Source organism: Pseudoalteromonas fenneropenaei (assembly GCF_042643375.1).
In the GTDB taxonomy this organism is placed as follows: Bacteria; Pseudomonadota; Gammaproteobacteria; order Enterobacterales; family Alteromonadaceae; genus Pseudoalteromonas; species Pseudoalteromonas fenneropenaei.
Genome location: NZ_JBHRSD010000047.1, coordinates 55,010 through 76,031 on the forward strand (window position 1 = coordinate 55,010; position 21,022 = coordinate 76,031).

16 protein-coding genes are annotated in these 21,022 nt (G+C 45.2%); 9 read left to right on the forward strand and 7 right to left on the reverse strand.

Features of this window, described 5'->3' with window-relative positions; genetic code table 11:
* Window positions 1–27: 27 nt before the first annotated feature.
* From ACFOEE_RS19650 to ACFOEE_RS19660, 3 genes are all read left to right on the forward strand, one after another.
* Entirely contained in the window at window positions 28–1,893 is a 1,866-nt protein-coding gene (locus tag ACFOEE_RS19650; protein ID WP_377128562.1) for a M6 family metalloprotease domain-containing protein, read from the forward strand.
* 115 nt (window positions 1,894–2,008) lie between these two features.
* Window positions 2,009–2,887: an ABC transporter ATP-binding protein gene (locus tag ACFOEE_RS19655; RefSeq protein ID WP_377128565.1), complete on the forward strand. Its 879-nt coding sequence runs from the start codon at window positions 2,009–2,011 to the stop codon at window positions 2,885–2,887.
* Entirely contained in the window at window positions 2,884–4,410 is a 1,527-nt protein-coding gene (locus ACFOEE_RS19660) for a hypothetical protein (protein WP_377128568.1), read from the forward strand. Before ACFOEE_RS19655 ends, ACFOEE_RS19660 begins: the two co-directional genes overlap by 4 nt.
* A gap of 134 nt (window positions 4,411–4,544) precedes the next feature.
* On the opposite strand, the gene ACFOEE_RS19665 is transcribed toward ACFOEE_RS19660, so the two are convergent.
* From ACFOEE_RS19665 to ACFOEE_RS19685, 5 genes are all read right to left on the reverse strand, one after another.
* Window positions 4,545–5,393, reverse strand: a complete 849-nt coding sequence (locus ACFOEE_RS19665; RefSeq protein ID WP_377128571.1) for an EamA family transporter — start codon at window positions 5,391–5,393, stop codon at window positions 4,545–4,547.
* Window positions 5,394–5,528: 135 nt separating this feature from the next.
* Entirely contained in the window at window positions 5,529–6,332 is an 804-nt protein-coding gene (locus ACFOEE_RS19670) for a Rossmann-like fold-containing protein (protein ID WP_377128574.1), read from the reverse strand.
* Window positions 6,333–6,450: 118 nt separating this feature from the next.
* Complete coding sequence (locus tag ACFOEE_RS19675; RefSeq protein ID WP_377128577.1) at window positions 6,451–7,542, reverse strand: methyl-accepting chemotaxis protein; 1,092 nt, start codon at window positions 7,540–7,542, stop codon at window positions 6,451–6,453.
* Window positions 7,543–7,602: 60 nt separating this feature from the next.
* Complete coding sequence (locus tag ACFOEE_RS19680; protein WP_377128580.1) at window positions 7,603–8,442, reverse strand: GGDEF domain-containing protein; 840 nt, start codon at window positions 8,440–8,442, stop codon at window positions 7,603–7,605.
* 64 nt (window positions 8,443–8,506) lie between these two features.
* Window positions 8,507–8,932: a DUF3429 family protein gene (locus tag ACFOEE_RS19685; RefSeq protein WP_377128583.1), complete on the reverse strand. Its 426-nt coding sequence runs from the start codon at window positions 8,930–8,932 to the stop codon at window positions 8,507–8,509.
* A gap of 259 nt (window positions 8,933–9,191) precedes the next feature.
* On the opposite strand from ACFOEE_RS19685, the gene ahpC reads away from it, so the two are divergent.
* The 6 genes from ahpC (at window position 9,192) to ACFOEE_RS19715 (ending at window position 17,495) form a co-directional block, all read left to right on the forward strand.
* Entirely contained in the window at window positions 9,192–9,758 is a 567-nt protein-coding gene (gene ahpC / locus ACFOEE_RS19690) for an alkyl hydroperoxide reductase subunit C (RefSeq protein ID WP_377128586.1), read from the forward strand.
* A 74-nt stretch (window positions 9,759–9,832) separates the two neighbouring features.
* Entirely contained in the window at window positions 9,833–11,404 is a 1,572-nt protein-coding gene (gene ahpF / locus ACFOEE_RS19695; protein ID WP_377128772.1) for an alkyl hydroperoxide reductase subunit F, read from the forward strand.
* A gap of 316 nt (window positions 11,405–11,720) precedes the next feature.
* Window positions 11,721–14,984 carry a S41 family peptidase gene (locus ACFOEE_RS19700; protein ID WP_377128589.1) on the forward strand — a complete coding sequence of 1,088 codons (3,264 nt, stop codon included), beginning with the start codon at window positions 11,721–11,723 and terminating at the stop codon, window positions 14,982–14,984.
* Between the two features lie 316 nt (window positions 14,985–15,300).
* On the forward strand, window positions 15,301–16,254 hold the full coding sequence (locus ACFOEE_RS19705; protein WP_377128592.1) for an SPFH domain-containing protein: 954 nt from the start codon (window positions 15,301–15,303) through the stop codon (window positions 16,252–16,254).
* A gap of 3 nt (window positions 16,255–16,257) precedes the next feature.
* On the forward strand, window positions 16,258–16,710 hold the full coding sequence (locus tag ACFOEE_RS19710) for an NfeD family protein (protein ID WP_377128594.1): 453 nt from the start codon (window positions 16,258–16,260) through the stop codon (window positions 16,708–16,710).
* A 149-nt stretch (window positions 16,711–16,859) separates the two neighbouring features.
* A complete protein-coding gene (locus ACFOEE_RS19715) occupies window positions 16,860–17,495 on the forward strand; it encodes a class I SAM-dependent methyltransferase (protein ID WP_377128597.1) in 636 nt (211 codons plus the stop codon).
* A gap of 16 nt (window positions 17,496–17,511) precedes the next feature.
* On the opposite strand, the gene nudB is transcribed toward ACFOEE_RS19715, so the two are convergent.
* Together nudB and ACFOEE_RS19725 are read right to left on the reverse strand one after the other, a co-directional pair.
* Window positions 17,512–17,964 (reverse strand): dihydroneopterin triphosphate diphosphatase, encoded by a 453-nt coding sequence (nudB, locus tag ACFOEE_RS19720; protein WP_377128600.1) that lies wholly within the window; start codon window positions 17,962–17,964, stop codon window positions 17,512–17,514.
* 659 nt (window positions 17,965–18,623) lie between these two features.
* The gene (locus ACFOEE_RS19725) at window positions 18,624–20,834 is read right to left on the reverse strand and encodes a TonB-dependent siderophore receptor (RefSeq protein WP_377128603.1); all 2,211 of its coding nucleotides are present in this window, start codon (window positions 20,832–20,834) and stop codon (window positions 18,624–18,626) included.
* Between the last annotated feature and the right edge of the window lie 188 nt (window positions 20,835–21,022).

The window sequence follows — 21,022 nt, forward strand, 5'->3', positions numbered from 1 at the left end:
TGCCGTACCGAATAAAGGAGATACAACATGAAAAACAACCTTAAGCTGCTGGCAATTCCGCTCACATTGCTTACTTCCAGTCTGGCTTATGCCGCAGTGCCTTATCAAAATGAAACTTATCCGTTCAAGCAACCTAATGGTGACACCGTCATCATCACTTTAAACGGTAACACCTATTTTGCTGAGCAACGTGCAGCCAATGGCAAATTGGTAATATTTGATGAAGTGTTAAATGGTATGGCCTATGCCAAAGTCAGTGACGATGGCAAAACGTTGCAATCGACAGGTGTATTGGTAACCAAAGCGAATGCAAAGCGGTTGGCACGTGCTGAAGTGGGTCAACTTGAGCAAGTGTCTAAAACGCTCGTGAAGGAGCATATCCATACAGCCAAACAAAATTTTTTCGCAGAAACCGCTGATGTGAATGCACAGCTGGTTGAGCCAAGTGCGATTTCTGGCACAGTAAAAGGCCTCACCATTATTATTGATTTCCCAGATGCACGCGGCACCATTACTAAAGGCCAAGTTGAATCATTTTTAAATGATTTAAATTACAGTGAGTTTGGCAATGCGCAGTCGGTTAGAGGTTACTTCCGTTCAGTGTCGGGTAATCAATTAGATTACACTAATACTGTGACGGCGTATTACACCGCAAAAAACAACAAAGCTTACTATGCTGACAGCCGTTATAGCTCAACAGTACGTTCGCAAGAACTGATCAAAGAAGCGTTAAATTGGCTTGAAAACACCCAAGGCTTTAACTTTGCGTCGCTCACTACTAATGGCTCTAAGCAAATTCGCGGCCTGAATATTTTCTACGCGGGCGCTTCCGACAGCAGCTGGTCTAAAGGCTTATGGCCGCATATGGCACAGCTCAGCCCACGCTTTTGTGCCGACGGTGTCTGTACTGACAGATACCAAATTACTGACATGGGTAATAGCTTAGCCATTGGTACTTTTGTGCATGAATCTGGGCATTTGATCACCAACTGGCCTGATCTTTATGACTATGATGGTACTTCGCAAGGTTCAGTCGCAAGTTTTGGTGTCATGGGCTTTGGCGCTATTGGCGACACTAACCGTTTTAAACCGACTCGCCCGGTGGCACCGCTACGCGCGACTGCAGGGTGGGATACTGTCACTGAGCTAAACCCTGCACTTAATGCCAACGCGCCAAGTGGTCGCTTGACGCATACCGCAGCCAGTAATACTTCATACAAATGGTCGAACCCACAAAATACGCAAGAAGCATTCTATATTGAGGCTATCCACCGCGCAGGGCAAAACTCAGAGCAGCCGGATCAAGGCTTAGCAATTTGGCATGTTGACCCTGCGGGGAATAACTCGGATGAATGGCATCCATATATTCAAATGGAACATGCTGATGCCAGACGCGACCCAGAAAACAACCGTAACCGTGGCGATGCTAACGACCTGTTTGATGTGAACGGTGAATTTAGTGCCACCTTGCCTAATGCGCTCACTAGCAAAGGCACTAATTCATTGTGGTGGAATGGCAATGATTCAGGCCTTGCGATTAGCGGTGTTTCCGACCCTGCCGCGACTATCAGCTTTGACCTTGGTGCTGTAGAACCGCCAGCAGGCGAGGTTTATACTGGTTACTTGAATAACAAACAGCAAGCTATTCAACCTAATGGCAACTGGTTTCAATATGCGGGTGGGACGATAAAGGCAACCTTGCAAGGGCCAGCAGGTGCTGATTTTGATCTTAAGTTAGAGAAATGGGTGAATGGTGCTTGGCAGCAAGTGGCGGTCTCTGAATCACCCACATCGAATGAAGCGATAACCTACAGTGCAAGTAATGGCTATTATCGCTTTATTGTACTGTCTTACTCAGGTGCAGGTGACTATTTGTTAAATGTAAATAAATAAAAGCAGTTCCTAAGGTTTTATTTTGTTTACAATTTAAATAAATGTTACGTAAAATGCGTTTCTCTATTCGGTATGTAAGAGTATGCGGTTCAACAGCATACTCAAGGAGAAACGCATGTTACAAGTTCAGTCGCTCACTCATTATTATAAAAAAGACAAAGCTGTACTTCGCGACATAAACCTAAATTTAAGCCAGGGTATTGTGGGTTTATTGGGTAAAAATGGTGCGGGTAAATCTTCTTTAATGAATATCTTAGCTACGTTGCAAAAACCAACACAGGGCGAGGTGCTTTGGAAAGGGGAGTCGATTATTCGCAAACCCCAGCATTTACGCCAAGAGCTGGGTTATTTGCCGCAGTATTTTGGTGTCTATGACGAATTGACCACCATAGAGTTTTTATCGTATATCAGTGATTTAAAACAGCTCGACACAAAAACTTCACGCTCGCGAATTGATACTCTGCTTGAATCGCTCAACCTCACTCATGTTGCTCACTTTCCATTATCATCTTATTCTGGCGGTATGCGCCAACGTGTCGGGATTGCCCAAGCGCTTTTGAATAACCCCGCATTACTGATAGTTGACGAGCCGACAGTCGGGCTTGACCCAGAAGAGCGAAACCAATTCAAAAACATGCTCGCTGAGCTTGCAGCGGACAGGCTGATTTTACTATCTACCCATATCGTGAGTGATATAGAGTCTATCGCGGATAGTATTGCCATTATGAATCACGGACAGCTTAACTGGTTTGATTCAGCTGACGCGTTGAAACGTGCGGCTCAGCATCAAGTTTGGGAATTACAAGTTTCAACCAATCGCTATGCAGAGTTAAAGTCTACTCAGACAGTGGCGCATGCAGAGCGCAACGAGTTGGGTTACTTACTGAAAATTGTGTCCGGTGATCAACCTGATGAAAATGCAAGGGCAGTTGTACCAACCTTGGAAGATGCCTACTTGGCGGTGAATCGCGCTGCCCAGGAAACATTGGCATGAGGTCGTTTTTTAAGCGTACTTGGATTGATTATCGATTACAGCTGGCGCGCAAAAACAGTTTAGGTTTACTCATCCTCTTACTCCTTCTTTCATTGGGTTTTTATCCTCTGCCTGAAGACGGTTATGTCACATTTAGAGTCTCAGGGATTATTGGAGCGTACAACAGCGTTTGGATGGCAATCATCTACAGCATGATGACCTCCATGTTAGTGGCGTTATTTGGTTTTTATTTTATTAAAGGCGCGATTTCGCTTGATAGAAAACGCAATCTAGGTGTGTTACTTGCTCATACATCGATGTCGAACACTGAGTATATTTTGCAAAAAACACTTGCGTCATGGATGGTACTAACGACTCTTTGCGGCACCACACTACTGACAACCATGTTGTTGAATGTGTTTGTTTATGACCAATACTCCTTTGAGCTCGGTATTTATATTAAGTTGTTTGTTGTTGTGCTGTTGCCATCGTTATTTGTCTGTGCCGCATTTGCGTCGCTTTTTGATAGCCATCCAAGACTTGCAAGCTCGCTAGGTAACGTCGTCTATTTTTTTCTCTTTGCAGGGATCTTATCCAGTTTAGGGGGAAGCCAACCGGGTTTTGTTGAAATATCTGCGCAAATTAATGAGGCTATTTTAGCGGCTTATCCAAATACTACAGGGAGTGGGGTTAGTATCGGTGTGTTGGTTGATTCGCCCGAAAACCTAAAGGCGCTTGGGTCGATTCTGATCAAAGACTTGTCATTCAATAGCGGGCTCTTAAGTGAAAGCGCGCTGGTGCTGCTATTTGGTTTTGCCGTGTTCGCGTTGGCTGTTGTGGTATTTGATAGATTTAAGCACGTACCCAAAAAGTCGATTAAAAAGGACAATCGTACTTTAGTTTCGGCCCGTCTTTTCGATAGGCTTCGTGCTTTGTATCCAAACTCGCCGTTGGTACGCTTGTTTATTACCGAGTTAAGCTTATTAACGCGTGCTATACCGAAATTTTTATGGCTGGCGATGTTAATTTTAAACCTCAGTATTGTTGCACTGTTGCAAAATGACACCGCCAAATTGTTAATGGGTCTGTTGTGTCTACTCAATCTCAACATGCTCGGAAAATTAGGTATTCGTGAGGACAAGGCACAGCTGGGTTTGTTACTAAACCATTGTACTGTTTCAGAAACACATCGCCGCTATACGCAAATTATGACTGCGGTGCTCATTATGATTGGCACGCAACTAGGCAGTGTTGTGTGGGTATGGGTTCAATATGGCTTGCTCAATGCAATAAGCCTTATTATTGGCTGCACAGTGTGGGTGTTGTTATCGTTTGTGATAGGACCTTGGTTTAAGCAACGCCATCCTTTTGATTTGGTCTTTTTAATCATTTGGTACTTAGGGCCAATGAATGGTTTTGAGGCAATGGATTTTCTCGCTATTCACCAAGAAATATCCATTTATGGCATAGGCTTATTGTGTTGCATGGTGGCTTTACTGTACTCCATCATTCTGACTAGACCTTTGACGAGCCGCGCGCATTGACCGTGTTTGGCTCGTAAATAAGGATAAAGTACATGTTGCAGAGGTGCCCGAGATTGACGTTTATTCAGGCCAAAAAATAGCAAAGGAACGCGCTACGTACCTTTGCCGATACTTTGAGAACTTAGTCTTAGAGGTTATTTATGCTTGCTGGTGATGGAGCTACCTGCTGATGCAACGATAACCATGAGGATCGCAAGCCACTGCCAAATGCTAAGCAGTTCGCCTAAGATGAGTAGGCCTGCCAAAGCGGCGATCGCAGGTTCTAAACTCATCATTATACTAAAACCTTGCGCTGGCATATTACGTAGCGCGACCATTTCTAAGCTATAAGGTAAGGCGCTGGATAAAATACCAATCATGATACCGAGTGGGATCAGCTCCCAATTAAGTAGCGCTGTACCTTGCGATACCACGCCAACTGGCACGACAAAAATAGCGGCGATCGTCATACCTAAAGCAACGGTAACGCCGCCAGAGCCTTGGTTGCCGGTCTTTTTACCAAACAAAATATACCCAGCCCAACAGCCACCTGCGGCCAAGGCTAACACGACGCCGACTGGGTCAAGACCGTCTACGCTTGATAGGTCGGGTAATAACAATACTATGCCAACCAGTGCAAATACCACCCACAACAAATCGCGTTTGCGTTTTGATGAGAACAGCGCAACCGCTAAAGGGCCGGTAAACTCAAGCGCTACGCCTATACCTAGCGGGATCCGCTCGATGGCAAAATAAAATAGGATATTCATGCCACCAAGGCACAAGCCATAAACAAAAATACTGCGCCAACTGCTGGGTAATTGCCGCCAAGGACGAAATACCAAACATAAAATAAGCGCTGAGAAACCAAGCCGATATGCCGTGGTGCCTTCAGGGCCAACATGGGGAAATAATTGTTTAGCGATAGATGCACCGGACTGAATGGTCACCATAGCTACTAACAAACAAGCCAAAGCAAAGATAAAATCGCGGTTAATTACCATACAAATTGCAGTCCAAAGCACGGGAGAGGCGCTAGTCTACTGGCACTTTTAGCTGAGAACAATGCTTAATTGTATACTTTATTGGATCGATACAATCAAGCATCTTTTTATTAACTTTTGCGCTAACTTTGTTCCCTAATTATTTTCGAGTTGCTGCAAATAGCTTTGCCACGCGTTTTCATGAAGTTGCGCAACTTTATGTAAACGCGACTTGTTATGCGCTTTAATGTCGGCTTCACCCTTAAACTCACCCGCGCGGCACATAGTGCAATAGTTGCCGTTGAAATAATAAGGTATTTGTGGTCGATGAGGGGCATGTTGATGCGCTTCTGGCCAAGGTTTAGGTGACCATACGTAAGTGATCCCAGAAGTGTTTTTCACATGTTTATCGCGGTCAACATTGCGAATTTGATAACCAGGGAAGCGTTCTAGATGAAAACGTGAATTACCCAAAAACTGATAGGGTAAGCCTTGGACTAGCGTGCCTTCAATATTCCAATCGCGGTAAGGCTTAACGTCTTTGGAGGTAATATAACTTAGCATCGGGCCATTGCTATCTAGCGCAAAGCGCTGTGAGGCGCTAATGAAGGTGCGCAATAAAATACGATTTAAGGTATTGATTGAATGTGGGTTTTGCTCAAACTGTTGCTGGTCATTGAATGCTGGGATAAGCGGAAACTGGAAAATCACCACATCAAATTTTTGCGCCAGTTGCTGCCAGCAAGAATCATCTAAGACATTGAACTCAAAGTAAATGGGCACGTTGAGTGCGCGTAAATCGTCAATCGCATGAGCTTGGTATTTTTCGCGCAGCACGGTTTCGCTGTCGAGTACCGATGCGACCAATTGTGTTGCTGGAATAAAATGCGTTAAAGCACGAGAAAACGATAGATCGCCGTCACCTACAGTGAGGACACGCCAATTTGGGTCTAGAAACATCTTACTTCGGTAAATAGCTGCAAAGGGCGGCAAGTGTAGCAAATTTTCCACGTCAAGGAAGGGGTTAAGTGGTATTAAGGGTGCGGATAGGGTTGTCCGCACCAGTAAGAGCGTAAAACTAGCGTCTTAAGTGCGCCAGTTCATCAAGCAAGTGCATAACATCGCTACTGGCTTGTTCCATTTTGTTGAGCTCTTTAATCGCAGCTTGTTTATTGCCACTGCGCATTTGTTTCATTGCTTCAACCCCAGCGCGGTGGACTTCGCGGTGCGGCGCGTCAAGGCGTTTAAACGCAGAAGCATCACCATATAACTTGCCGCCTTCAGATTTCATCCATTGGCCTAAGCGGCACATGCTGTGGTCGCTGAACTCTTCTGGCTTTTTACGGTTGCGGCCAATCACTTGAGCATAGACATCACCTTTCCACACGACATGGTCAAGTTTAACAGTTTGCACAAACGTTAAACCAGTGGCCCGTACTATGGTGTCCTTCATGTTGCCACAACGGCTGACAATTTCCTGATACTCGTCATTTAAGTGCGCAATACTTGACGACAATTGATGGTTGGAGTTTTGAATAACGCTTACCGCATCAACGGTGAGTTGTGTGGTGCTAATGATTTTCTTAACTAAGTCAGAAACTTCATTGGCGGATTCGTTAGTGTTGGTAGCAAGTGCACGAACTTCATCGGCAACCACACTAAAGCCTCGACCCGCTTCACCAGCACGCGCCGCTTCAATGGCAGCGTTGAGTGCGAGTAAATTGGTTTGGTCGGAGATTTTAGAAATGGTCGTCACAAAGGTATTGATACTGTCTGCCATTTGCGAAAGGCCAGAAATATTGCTGGTCATGCCGCCCATGTTTTTATCTAGGCTGGTCATCCCTGAAAGAATATTTTTCAGAGCGTTTTCTGACTTTTCAAATGATTGATTGACATTATTGATGGCGCGGCTTTCATGGTCGATTTCTTCAAAACTGTGCAAAACTGATTCACGAATGCCTTGCACTTGCATTAAACCATTGAGCGCACACTGCAGTAATTGATTATCTGTGTTGTCGTTGAGTTGGGCATGGGTTTCAACCAACTGTTGTTGTAATTGTTCCTTTTCCGCCTTAAGGGCGCGGTTGTCGTCTTTTAGCGCGGCATTCTGTTGTTTGAGTTGTTGTAATTCTTGTTCCAGCGCTTTGTTACTAAATAATTGACTAAACACTGTGTTTCCTCATTCGGTGGGGTTAAGCTTAGAGTATCAGCGAATATCAGGCTGCGCCAGTCAAGGTCTTTCACAACGGCGAGAATTTTTCTGTTGTTTGTCCCGATACATAGCTTCATCAGCCTGATGCAATATCGCGTCAGGGTCGGAATCCTGTGCTAATTTGGCGACGCCGATACTGACACCCACACCAAACTCAAATATTTGTTCTAGTAGATGGTCGCGTATCTTGACTGGCTGAATACTATCGTCGCTAGTGAACGCAACAAATTCATCACCACCAAGGCGAAAACATAAGTCGGCAGCAAAGTGATGCTGCAAGGAGTTGGCAAAAGCACTGAGAATTTGATCACCACGCTGATGGCCGTATTTGTCATTGGCTTGTTTGAAGTGGTCTAAATCAAAGTAAAAAAGATAGCCGTGAGAGCGACTCAAGGCCTTAAATTGTTCAAAATAAGCACGGCGATTACCAAGCCCAGTTAATGCATCATGGTAGGCTTCAAAAGTCAGTTTAGCTTCGAGTTGTTTACGCTCAGCGATTTCGTTGTTTAAGTGCACAATATCACTGCGTTTATCCCTGAGCATGAGTAGCAGCGAGCTACAGATAAGTAAAAACCCGATGTTCTTTAGCGAGGTATCAAAAAGCAAAATTGGGAGTTTGTCGCTTGCAATGAAATCATCTAGTAAATCTAAGCATAAGCCAAAGCAATAGAGAGGCCACGCTACGTTTAGTAAGCGATTTTTCGAGTGTGGGTGTAGTTGCAACAGCATTGACAATGAAACCGAGAGCCACAACAACTCTTCCACTGTGTCCCATTGCTGAGGCCGTTTGACAAGCAACCAGACAGAGGCGAAGCCAGTTACACACCACAGCAAAATTGTCAGATAAGGATAACGCATTGCAATCGCCATTTAAGTTGGAATACCAATAAGTTATAGCTGGACAATGCGTTTCATGCTCTGTTTAAGGTGTTTTCAGCGCAAATACCATGGCAATTTGGAATAAATGACAGACAAAGATCACTGACGTCAGTAGCAAGCGCATTTTTTTGTACTCTGGATGATAGTTTTGCCATGCAGGCGTCGTCTTTTCAATCCCTAATACTAGCCAATAACAGAAAGCCAAATACGCGATTTGCCACTCTACGGCAACAAACACCAGCGCAGGCACGGGCAAAACTGCCAACACACTTAAGCGCGCAGCGCGTTCAGATTGTTCGCCAGCTCGCCAAAGATTACCCGCCAAAAACGCCATCACCGCAACACTGTAAAACAAAAACGCCTGGATTGCGCTGTGGTTGGCGCCAGCCATTAATTGCCAAGCAACTGAGAGCAAGAAAGGTATAAAGCCGAAGTAGGCAAGTTGAATGTGAGTGTAATACTGGTGCATGTGCTGGCTCGTTGGTCTAAGTTAGTTAATTTTCAGCGATTTAACCCATTGATGCAAATTTACTTGCAAAGACATGCTAGAGAATGGGGGAAAGTATAGATCAATCTAAAATATCGATTACTGCAATCTAATCAATCCATTTCATTAATTAATTCTCTCGCGATATCTTTATGCCATCGAAAGCTAACAAGGCCAGCTTACCTAAACCTGACCTGAGTGGCTTAATTTTATTATCTTAAATACAAGTGAGGAAATACTTATGTCTTCTTTAATCAATACAAAAATTCAATCTTTCAAAGCAACGGCTTACCACAATGGCGAATTCGTACCAGTAAGCGAGCAAGACTTGCTAGGCAAATGGTCAATCGTATTCTTCTACCCAGCAGACTTCACGTTTGTGTGCCCAACCGAATTAGGTGACCTTGCAGACCACTACGAGCAACTACAAGGTATGGGTGTTGAAGTGTTCTCAGTATCAACTGACACGCATTTCACTCACAAAGCTTGGCACGACGCGTCAGACACTATTAAGAAAATCCAATTCCCAATGATTGGTGACCCAACAGGCCGCATCACTCGCAACTTTGGTGTGATGATCGAAGAAGAAGGTTTAGCGCTGCGCGGTACGTTTGTGATTAACCCTGAAGGTGAAATCAAAGTGGTTGAAACGCACGACCTCGGTATCGGCCGCAGCGCCAAAGAACTAGTACGTAAAGTACAAGCGGCACAATACGTTGCAAGCCATGACGGTGAAGTATGTCCAGCTTCTTGGCAACCAGGTGATGAGACATTAGCGCCATCACTTGACCTAGTTGGCAAAATCTAAGCGATTTTACACCCGTTAAGCAAATTTGGGGCTCAACCGAGCCCCTCTAAATGACAGCAGTTGAGACTAAACCCATGTTAGATAACAACATTAAAAACCAATTAAAAAGCCACTTTAACTCGCTATCTGACCCAATTGAGTTGGTCATCGCTGTTGATGGAGGCAAAAAATCTCAAGAGTTAAAGCAGTTAGCAGATGATCTCGCTTCATTAAGTTCGCTTATTACAGTGAAAGAAGCAACAGACAAGCAACGTATTCCGTCAATGACGGTGGTTAGCCCAACCCGCAATACCGAAATCACCTTCGCTGGTATTCCAATGGGGCATGAATTTACCAGTTTGGTGCTGGCACTACTACACAGTGGAGGGCATCAAGCTAAAGTCAGCGATGCAGACAAAGCGTCTATCCTGAGCTTAGAAACAGAATTAAATTTTGAAATGTATATTTCACTCAGTTGCCAAACGTGTCCGCAAGTAGTGCAGGCAATCAACTTAATGGCCGCATTAAATCCGAAGGTGAAAGCCACTATGATTGATGGCGCATTGTTCCAAGAGGAAGTGAGCGCAAAAAACATCATGGCGGTGCCAACCGTTTACTTAAATGGTGAGCCATTTTCGCAAGGTGGCATTGGCCTGACTGAAATTTTAAATAAAGTCGATAAAAACGCCGGTGCTAAACAAGCGGCGGCATTAAATAACAAAGATGTCTTTGACATGTTAGTGATTGGTGGTGGCCCAGCAGGCTCAGCAGCGGCGATTTACTCAGCACGTAAAGGCTTAAATACTGGCGTGGTGGCAGAGCGGTTTGGCGGCCAAGTAGCCGATACTGTTGGGATTGAGAACTTTATTTCGGTTAAGGCTACCGAAGGACCAAAACTGGTCGCGCATTTAGAAGAGCATGTTAAAGAGTACGACGTCGACATTATGAAAAGTCAGCGCGCAAAATCATTAAAACGTGGCGAACATCTTGAAATTGAGCTTGAAAATGGCGCAGTGCTACAAGCTAAGTCGGTGGTGTTGGCAACGGGAGCGCGTTGGAGAACCATGAATGTGCCGGGCGAGCAAGAATATAAAGGTAAAGGCGTGGCATTTTGCCCACACTGTGACGGCCCATTATTTAAAGGCAAGCCAGTCGCTGTGATTGGTGGTGGTAACTCAGGTATTGAAGCGGCAATTGACTTGGCTAACATCGTTTCGCACGTTACGGTATTGGAGTTTGCTGATACCTTAAGAGCGGATGAGGTTTTGATCCGTAAAGCGAGAAGCTTACCTAACATAACCATTATCAAAAGTGCGCAAACCACAGAAGTGCTGGGCGATGGTAACAAAGTCACGGGTTTAGTTTATAAAGATAGAACCTCTGGCGAATTAAAAACGGTTGCACTGGCAGGCATTTTTGTCCAAATCGGTTTAGTGCCAAATACTGACTGGTTAAAAGACAGTGGTATTGAACTCACACGTTTTGGTGAAATTGTGATTGACGCGAAAGGCGCAACTACGCTCCCAGGCGTCTATGCCGCAGGTGACGCAACCACCACACCATTTAAACAGATCATCATTGCCATGGGCAGTGGAGCAACCGCAAGCCTAGGTGCATTTGATTACCTAATTCGTTTAGGGCAAGGATCAGATAGCGCTGCAGCCTAACCAATTTACATTGCTATTACACCCAAGCAATGCCAAGCCACGCACCTTGCGTGGCTTTTTTAATGAACAAAAGTCATGCCTGAGCCGCCAAAACAGCTCGTCACATTAATCAAACTACACATTTTCTTTGCAGCCCGATTTGACACAATTCTTTACATTTATATAGGTTGATTGACCGCTTTACTCAACATTGAAAACCACAGACATGTTATAACCTCGGTAACTATTAGCGCGTGTTGACTTTTGCAGTTTGTTTTTGTTGCAGTAAGTTAAGTATTCACACCCTAGATACACATATAATAAAACGAGGGATTTTATGGCGAACTTGAGCCGTACAGCTTTTGCAGTGATCATGGCTGCAGGGGCATTTGGTAGCGTAGCATTATCTGCTGCGGAGCAAATTGATAGCAATTGGTGGCGCCAAACCGCGCTTTCTCCCGACGGCAAAACCATTGCCTTTGCTCATCAGGGCGACATATATGTGGTTGCTGCCAAAGGCGGTAAAGCACAGCCATTAACGACACATGCAGCCTACGATGGCTACCCAGTTTGGTCGGCCGATGGCAAACAACTGGCTTTTGCCTCAGATCGTTATGGCAACTTCGACATTTTTGTGGTGCCAGCAAGCGGCGGCGTTGCAAAGCGCTTAACCTACCATTCTGCCAATGATATCCCGAGTGATTTTACTGGCGATGGTAAAGCTGTGTTGTTTACTTCCTTACGCACGGACGATGCCAAGTCAGCGCAATTCCCCTACGGTGTGCTTTCAGAAACCTACCAAGTCGCATTGAGTGGCGGTACGCCAGTGCAAGTAGATACCTTAGCCATGGAAAAAGCACGTTTTAACCGCAAGGGCGACAAACTGCTGTATCAAGACGCAAAGGGCTATGAAGACCCAATGCGTAAGAAACACACCAGTTCAATTACGCGTGATATTTGGCTGTGGGACGCCAAAACCAAAACACGTCAACAACTGACAGAGTTTAATGGTGAAGACCGTGACCCAGTATGGAGCGATAAAGACCAAGGTTTTTACTACCTTTCCGAGCAACATGGTACTTACAATGTTTATCAATATGATTTTGATAGCAAAAAGTCAGTGCAGTTAACCTCGCACGACACCCACCCAGTACGTGATTTAAGTGCCGACAAGCAAGGAAATCTCGTCTACAGCTACCATGGTAATGTGTATCGTTTGGACAAAGGCAGCCGTAAACCTGTACTTGTTAATATTGAAATTGCGATTGATAGCAATCGTAATGCAATGGAGCGCCAAGTTAAAAACAACGGCGCTAGCGAGTTTGCATTATCTCCAAATGGTAAGGAAGTCGCATTTGTGGTGCGCGGCGATGTTTATGTTACCGCGATAGAATACGGCACGACTGTTAGATTAACCAACACCCCAGAACAAGAGCGTAATGTATCGTTTTCTCCGGATGGACGCTCAGTACTTTATGCGGGAGAGCGTGATAACAGTTGGAATTTGTATACCACGTCTTTGGTCAATGAAAGCGATAAGTACTTCTTTGCTGCAACGCAATTTGCAGAGCAAGCTTTACTTGCAGACCAAGATGAAACCTTCCAACCCGCTTATTCGCCAGATGGTAAAGAGGTTGCTTATCTAGCTAACCGCGCAGCGATTAAAGTGCTTAATCTTGAAAGTGGTAAAACCCGCACCGTACTGGACAAAAAGTACAATTATTCTTACGCAGATGGCGACCAATATTTTGCGTGGTCGCCAGATGGTAAATGGTTAGCTACGCACTACCTTGCGCAACAACGTTGGATGACAGACGTAGGCATTGTCGCGGCCGATGGTAATAGTGAGCCTATCAACATTTCTCAAAGTGGCTATGGTGACTCAGAGCCCATGTGGGCGATGGATGGCAATGCACTGCTGTGGTTCAGCGATAAGTATGGACGTCGAGCACATGGCAGTTGGGGTAGTGAAAGCAACGTACTGGCAACGTTTTTAAACCAGCGCAGTTTTGATAAGTTTAAGCTCAGTAAAGAAGACTATGCGCTTGAGCAAGAGTTGGCAGAGGCAGACAAAAAAGCCAAAGACGATGCAATTAAAGACGACGAAAGTAAAGATAGTAAAGATGCTGCAGTTGATAAGACCTCAACCACAGCTATCGAGATTGACTTACGTTATCTTCAAGAGCGCAATGTTCGTCTTACCCAACATAGCGCTGACCTATCTGGCGCTTATTTAACTAAGGATGGTCGAACTTTTTACTATCTTGCGCAATTTGAGCAAGGCTTTGACCTTTGGAAACGTGACTTTAATGAAGGTACGACGGCCTTAGTTGCAAAACTGGGCGCTGATGGCGCGAGTATGAAAGTCGATAAAGACGAAAAATTTGCTTATGTCCTAACCGGTGGCAAATTGAGTAAAGTCGAGCTGAGTTCAGGAAAGCCGACGGCAATTAACTTTGCTGCAGAAGTGATAGTCAATGAAGCGGCGGAGCGTGAACATTTATTTGAGCATATTTGGCGTCAAACCAAAGAGAAATTCTATGTGAAAGATATGCATGGGGTTGATTGGGATGTCATGAAAGCCGCTTATCAAGCTAAGCTTGCTGGCATTGCCCATCCGCGTGACTTCGCCACTTTGCTGAGCGAATTGTTAGGTGAACTCAACGCCTCCCATACTGGTGCTTCCTATCGCCCAACGCCAAGCGGTAGCAATACCGCGTCGTTAGGGGCGTTTTTTGACTCAAGCTATCAGGGCAACGGTTTAAAAATCAGTGAAGTGATGGCCAAAGGCCCATTAGATAAAGCAAACAGTAAAGTTAAAGCTGGCATGGTAATAACCGCCATTGATGGTGTTGCATTGACGCCGCAAGTCAATGCTTATGCTTTGTTAGATCACAAAGCCGGGCAAAGACTGCGTCTTAGCGTCTCTGATGGCGAAAAGACCTTTGATCAGGTGATCAGACCGATTACCAGCCGTGACGAATATCATTTACGTTATGATCGCTGGGTTGAGCAGCGCCGAGCGCTGGTTGAGACTTTGTCCGGCGGGCGGATTGGCTATGTGCACGTGCAAGCCATGAATACTCGCTCGTTCCAGACGGTTTATAACGACATGTTGGGCCGCTATGCTGATAAAGAGGCCATGATTGTTGATACGCGCTTTAATGGCGGTGGTTGGTTGCATGAGGACCTCAATACCCTACTTTCTGGTAAAAAGTATTTTGACTTTGTGCCACGTGGTCAACAATTAGGTGCAGAGCCACTTGGTAAATGGTATCGCCCGTCGGCGGTGATTGTGAGCGAAGGTAATTATTCAGATGCTTATTTATTCCCGTATTCTTACAAACAGCTTGGCTTGGGTAAATTGGTTGGTATGCCAGTGGCGGCAACGGGCACTGCGGTTTGGTGGGAAACGCAATTTACGGGTGACTTAGTGTTTGGTATTCCACAAGTGGGCATGCGTGACAACGACGGAAACCTGCAAGAAAACCGCGACCTAATACCGGATGTTGTGGTGAACAACGACCCAAATTCGCTGGTGCGAGGTGAAGACAAGCAACTTGCAAAAACGGTTGAAGTACTGCTAGCTGACCTTAAATAACCTGATGCTCGGGTAAGAAGTTAGGACACTTACTCAGGTTCAAAAGTAAGGTCACACTACATTAAACATGGCGCGATTCCGCGCCATGTTTTTATGCATAAAAAAACGTGGCCGAAGCCACGTTAAAACTCACTGGGTAAAAAATCTGAACTTGGTTGTCTGTTAAGTTCATACTGTCTAATCTAACGCTAAACAAGGTAAAGTCAATGGAAATATTTACATTAATTTTACACTGTTGTTACTGGAACAAAAATCTCTGGCGGCCACCGCACACAACTGCTAGGCTGTTTTCAGGAACAAAAAACTGGAGAATAAGATGGACCAACCAACCGATATACTCGATATTTTTCTGAGCGTTAATTTTTTCTTGCTGATCTTTGTGCTCATTGTACTAAAAAGCAGTATAAAATTTGTGCCACAAAACCGCGCTTGGATAGTTGAACGCTTCGGCAAGTTTCAATCGACCAAAGAAGCGGGCCTAAATTTTATCGTACCTTTTATTGATAGAGTTGCTGCGGACCGCAGTTTAAAGGAGCAGGCAATTGATGTCCCGTCTCAGTCTGCTATCACGCGTGATAATATTTCCTTAATTGTTGATGGCGTCCTGTATTTTCGGGTGCTTGATCCATACAAAGCGACCTATGGCGTAGATGACCATATTTTTGCTGTGACGCAGTTGGCGCAAACGACAATGCGTAGTGAACTTGGTAAAATGGAGCTGGATAAAACCTTTGAAGAGCGTGACTTACTGAACACCAATATTGTAGCGGCTATCAACCAAGCTTCAGATCCTTGGGGTATTCAGGTATTACGTTACGAAATTAAGGATATAGTGCCGCCAAACTCGGTTATGGAGGCGATGGAAGCGCAAATGAAAGCGGAGCGGGTAAAGCGCGCGCAAATTCTTGAGTCAGAAGGGGATAGACAAGCGGCAATCAACGTTGCCGAAGGTAAAAAGCAGGCCCAAGTACTGGCAGCCGAAGCGGAAAAGGCAGAGCAGATCCTCCGTGCTGAAGGTGAGGCGCGTGCCATACTAGCGGTTGCAGAAGCGCAAGCAGAGGCGCTCAGACAAGTAGGCGAAGCCGCCAATACCGTAGAAGGGCAAAAAGCCATTCAACTTGATTTAGCCACCAAAGCCATTGCCGCCAAAGAAGCCATCGCTAAGCATTCATCAGTGGTGTTGTTGCCAGAGGGCAGTACAGACGCAAGTGCACTGGTGGCACAAAGTATGTCTATTATTAATACGTTAAACAAAGTGCAAAAAGGCTAAGCTATGGGCTGGATCAGCGAAAATCTCTGGGAAACACTGGCAATTTTAGGCGTATTGGCACTATGTATCGAAGTGTTGATACTGGGGTTTGCCACATTTGTGTTGTTGTTTCTTGGTATAGCGTTAATTATCAGTGCAGTAGTGATGTATTTTGGCTTGCTACCAGAAACATGGTTAACTGCATTGTGGCTTAATGCGATATTGACCGCTGTGCTCGCCTTACTGCTATGGCAGCCGTTACGTAAGCTGCAAAATAAACAAGACCATTCTCAAGTCCATAGCGATTTTGCAGAGCTCAGTTTTGTGTTAGAGGCAGACGTTAACGAAGGCGCTGTCGTCCATTACGCTTATTCTGGGATCCAATGGCAGTTAAAAAGTACAGAGCCCCTTCGTAAAGGTCAGCATGTTAAAGTGGTGAATAAGGAAGTAGGCGTGCTGTGGATCGCAGCGCAATAATACTTGCCTGCTATGCGCTCGGTATTGCTAATTGCGAGCCAATTACTTGAGTGGTAATTGGCTTTTTAGCTCGTTTGTTGCGGTTTTTCATAATTCTGTTACCTAACGTAACTATACTGCATTACCATCTATAACGATGAGCAGCGCAGATGCCATATCATTTTTATAATCAACATGCTTATGAGCTGGCTAATCAATATCAAGCCTTGGACTTTGATATCGTACATGGGGTGTGGCGACACTGGTTGACCCCATACTTAAAAAAGCGTCATGCCGCGTTTTTGGATGTCGGCGCTGGGGCTGGCCGCGATGCACAGTTTTTTGCGCTAAGTGGAAATGAACCGCGTGTAGTTGCTGTCGAACCTGCGGCGAGTTTAAGACGTATGGGCGAAGCCTATACCCGCACTTTGCCAATTGAGTGGGTGGATGATGCATTACCTAGGCTCAGCAAATTGTTACCACGTGAAGAACGCTTCGACCTCATCCTACTTAGCTCAGTGCTAACCCAGTTGGAAGACACCGCCATAGTGCAATCTTTGTTAGTATTAAAGCAGTTGATGTGCAGCGATGGCTTATTGGTGATTAGCATTAAACATGGTCAGGATGAAGCTGAGTTGTCAGCCCGAAAAACCCGCATACTTACGCCGCAAGCCCTGCAAAACCTTGCCTGTAAAGCCCGTTTACAGTGTGTATTTGAAGCCTTAAATGAACCGGATATTATGCTGCGCGATGGCATCAGTTGGCATTATTTATTATTTAAACTTGCGGCTGATGCTACTCCGTAAGCTTTATATTGCGGGCTCAGCTAGGCTGAAACAGTTGCGCCAAAGCGGCGATTTCGTCACGATTGCTGGCAGACCAAACCTTATCTAGGGCTTGCTGCGCGTCAAGCCAGCAATAATTTAAATGCTCATTTGGATTGAGCGTAACAAGCGTTGCGTTTGGCACCTGAATACTAAAAACATACTCGGTATTAATATAATCATTGGCTGAATAACGATGACGCCATTCAGGGCGGATTTCATAGTGATTTACATGGTCATGAGCGACAATCTCAAGGCCAAGTGCTTTGGCATCAATGCCGGTTTCTTCTTTGAGTTCGCGATAGGCGGTTTGTAGTGGCGTTTCGCCTTGGTCGATGCCGCCAGTGACAGATTGCCAAAAGAGTGGGTCGTCACTACGTTGCAGTAACAAAAACTCATGACTTTGGTTGTAGATCACCACCAATACAGAATAAGGCTGGCGTTGTGTCATACTTTTGCGCTCCAAAGAAAATGCTGTGGCTTCAACGGCTGCCATTGTGTTGAATCGGCATGCGCTTGTACAGCGATTTTTGCCATGCAAACCGGGCTGAGTTTTGTCAGTAAGTCGAGTGAATAAAGATAGTTCCTTTCGGCCTACCATGCTTTGTTTACATCGCGCTGAAAAGCATACGCAGCATAATCTGTTAAAGCCTATTGAGGTGATATGAAGCCTTAATGACAAAACGCATTGAATTGTTGAGACAATTTATCAAACAGTGATTAAAAGTGAGAAATGACAGGAGGTCAGAGACTTTTATCGTTTTAAAAAACTCAACAATAAGCTATGCTAAAAAGTGGAGAAGTTTAATTTGTGTACAGCTTGTTTGACTAGACCCCCTCCGCGGTTTAGCGCACGCTGTAATACCCCCATAAATTAGACCGTGCCAACCAATGTTATGCCCAAGCTACTTGGAGTTACAGTGAGGCGGCAAGTGAGTCAATCCCCGTGAGCATAGATAAACTATGTGGTTGGGGTGAGCGAGCGTAGCCAACATTGCTGAGGCTTCAAGTAGGCAAAATAGAGACAAGCATAGCGACCCAGCTCGCCATTATCTATATAGTCAGCAGCGAACTTTTGCTGCTGACTGTTATTCATATCAACTAGAATTTTTAGAAACGATACTTCAGATTCGCCGTAACTGTACGACGTTGACCATAGAAGCAATCACCACGCGCAAGACAACTGGTGATGACGGTTTTGTCGGTAAGGTTATCTATGTTTAAGCTCAGCTCAAATTGCTTGAATCTGTAGCCTAACATTAAATCAAGTAGCTCAAAACTCTCGGTGGTCAGGCTATTGTGTAACACTTGGCCATTCGCAAGTTCAATGCCACGGCTGCCATCATAGGTTTCACCAACATGGCGAATACCCGCACCGAATTTAAAGCCTGGTAGCCACTCATCGGCACGATAAGTAAACCATACCGATGCTAAGTGCTTAGGCGTTGCAGACAGAGGTGCGCCATCAGTCAGTAGCTGGTTTTGGTAAGTGCTTTTCATGTTGGCTGGGCCAAATAGATAAAGCGCAGCGAGTTCATTGGCAGTCAATGACGAGACATCTTGCTCACTTTCGGTGTATGAGTAGGCAGCGTAAACGTCGACTGTTTGCCATTCAAGCTGGGCTTCGAGCTCAAAGCCTTTTACTTGAGTTGAACTGTCTTGTACTTCAAAGTCCGGTGCGACGCGACGGATCTGGTTTTCATCTTTGATCTCAAATAAAGCGGCGGTGATCAGATGCTCAGTGCCAGTAGGTTGATATTTAACCCCAACTTCCACTTGTTTACCTTGCTGCGGCTCATAGCGACCACCTTGTGGTTTTTCACCGAGAATGGGCTTAAATGACTCTGAGTAGCTCGCATAAGGCGATAATCCGCCTTGCCATTGATATACGACACCAACTCGTCCTGTTGTAGCTTGCTGTGTTTTGCGCTTAGGATCGGCTGCTTTGATTTTACTGGTGACATTGTCATGGCGTACAGCCAAGTTCACCACCCATTGTTCATATTCGAAAGTATCTTGAATATATACCCCGAGCTGCTGGTTTTTGATAGTGTCCGCGTAGCGAGGTTTGGCGCTGGTGGCGATACTGCTTGGTAAGTCAGTGACTAAACCATATACAGGTGCATACAAGTCTAACACGCCAGCGGTGCCAGAGGCGCGGTCGGTATCGGTATCTGCATCCTGATGGTCGACACCGAGCACAATATTATGCTGTGTGTTACCTAGCGTGATGTAGCTATGGTATTGCAAGTCGCTGAGCCAGCTTCTGGCGGTGCCTTCTTGCATTGACAAGACGCGTTTGACGGTACGATTATCGGCGGCAAACTTAGGCGGCCAAGCGTAAATTGAACGATAGTCGGACTCGCTGTCGCTGTAACGCGTGGTAAAGCGAACATGGCTATCTTCATCAAGTTGATGAACGAGTATCGCGGTTAGTGCAGCTTGCTCGGTATCGTATTTATCCCATCCCGGCTCGCTGACAAAGCGCTCGCTGGGGATTTGACCAAATGGTGCCTCTAGCAAAGTGCCTTGATGTGGGAAAAACTGAGTGGATGAGCCAGATTGATTACGTTGCAAGTTGCCAAGCAAAGTGATTTTAGTGTCATCTGAGGCTTGCCAAGCTAGGCTTGGGGCAAAGAATAGCGTGTTATCGTCAACATAATCAGTTTGTGTGCCGCTCTGGCGGAACATGGCGACAACGCGCGTTTGTAGCTCATCCTCAAGTAACTCGGTATTATAATCAAGCGCGAGTTGTTTGCGCTCATAATTGCCAAGTTGCGCCCAAACCTCACCAAAAGTACCTGATTTTGGCTGTTTGCTGATGGCATTGACTATGCCACCAGTTGAGCCTTGCCCGTATAACACTGACGACGGGCCTTTAAGGATCTCAATGCTTTCCAAGCCATAGGGATTAGGGCGGGTGTTGTTATAGTGACCAAATTGGCGTTGCAAACCATCAAGATATTGGATTGGGTCAACACCACGGATTTTGGACCAATCACCGCGTGTATCCACACCGTATGGGCCATTGTATACACCAGCAACATAGCCAATAGCGTCTTGCAATGTTTCTGCACCTAAATCAGCTATACGTGTTGCGGTCAACACAGACACGGATACTGGTGTTTTAACAATTGGTACGTCAGATTTAGACGCCGCCGCACTGACATACGAGATGAGACCTTTGGGGCTGACAGTGATGACCTCAATGTCTTGGTCTTTTGCTGTTGTGGCATCATTTTGCTGTGCTACAGCAGGCAATGCCAAGGCAAGGCTAAGCGCAGTAAATAAAGTTGATAAAGGAAAAGGGTATGAGCGCATTATCAATATCTTACATGGATTAAATTTGGATACATGCTAATGTAATTGAGAGTGATTTGCAACTGCATCTATTTGTATGTTATTGTAAATAATATGTTTATCTACAATTTTTATGGTTCGCTGGCCTAAATTGAATACAAATTAAATTGACCTGATTTTAGAAAATAGTTGTAAAGTGGAATGTATGT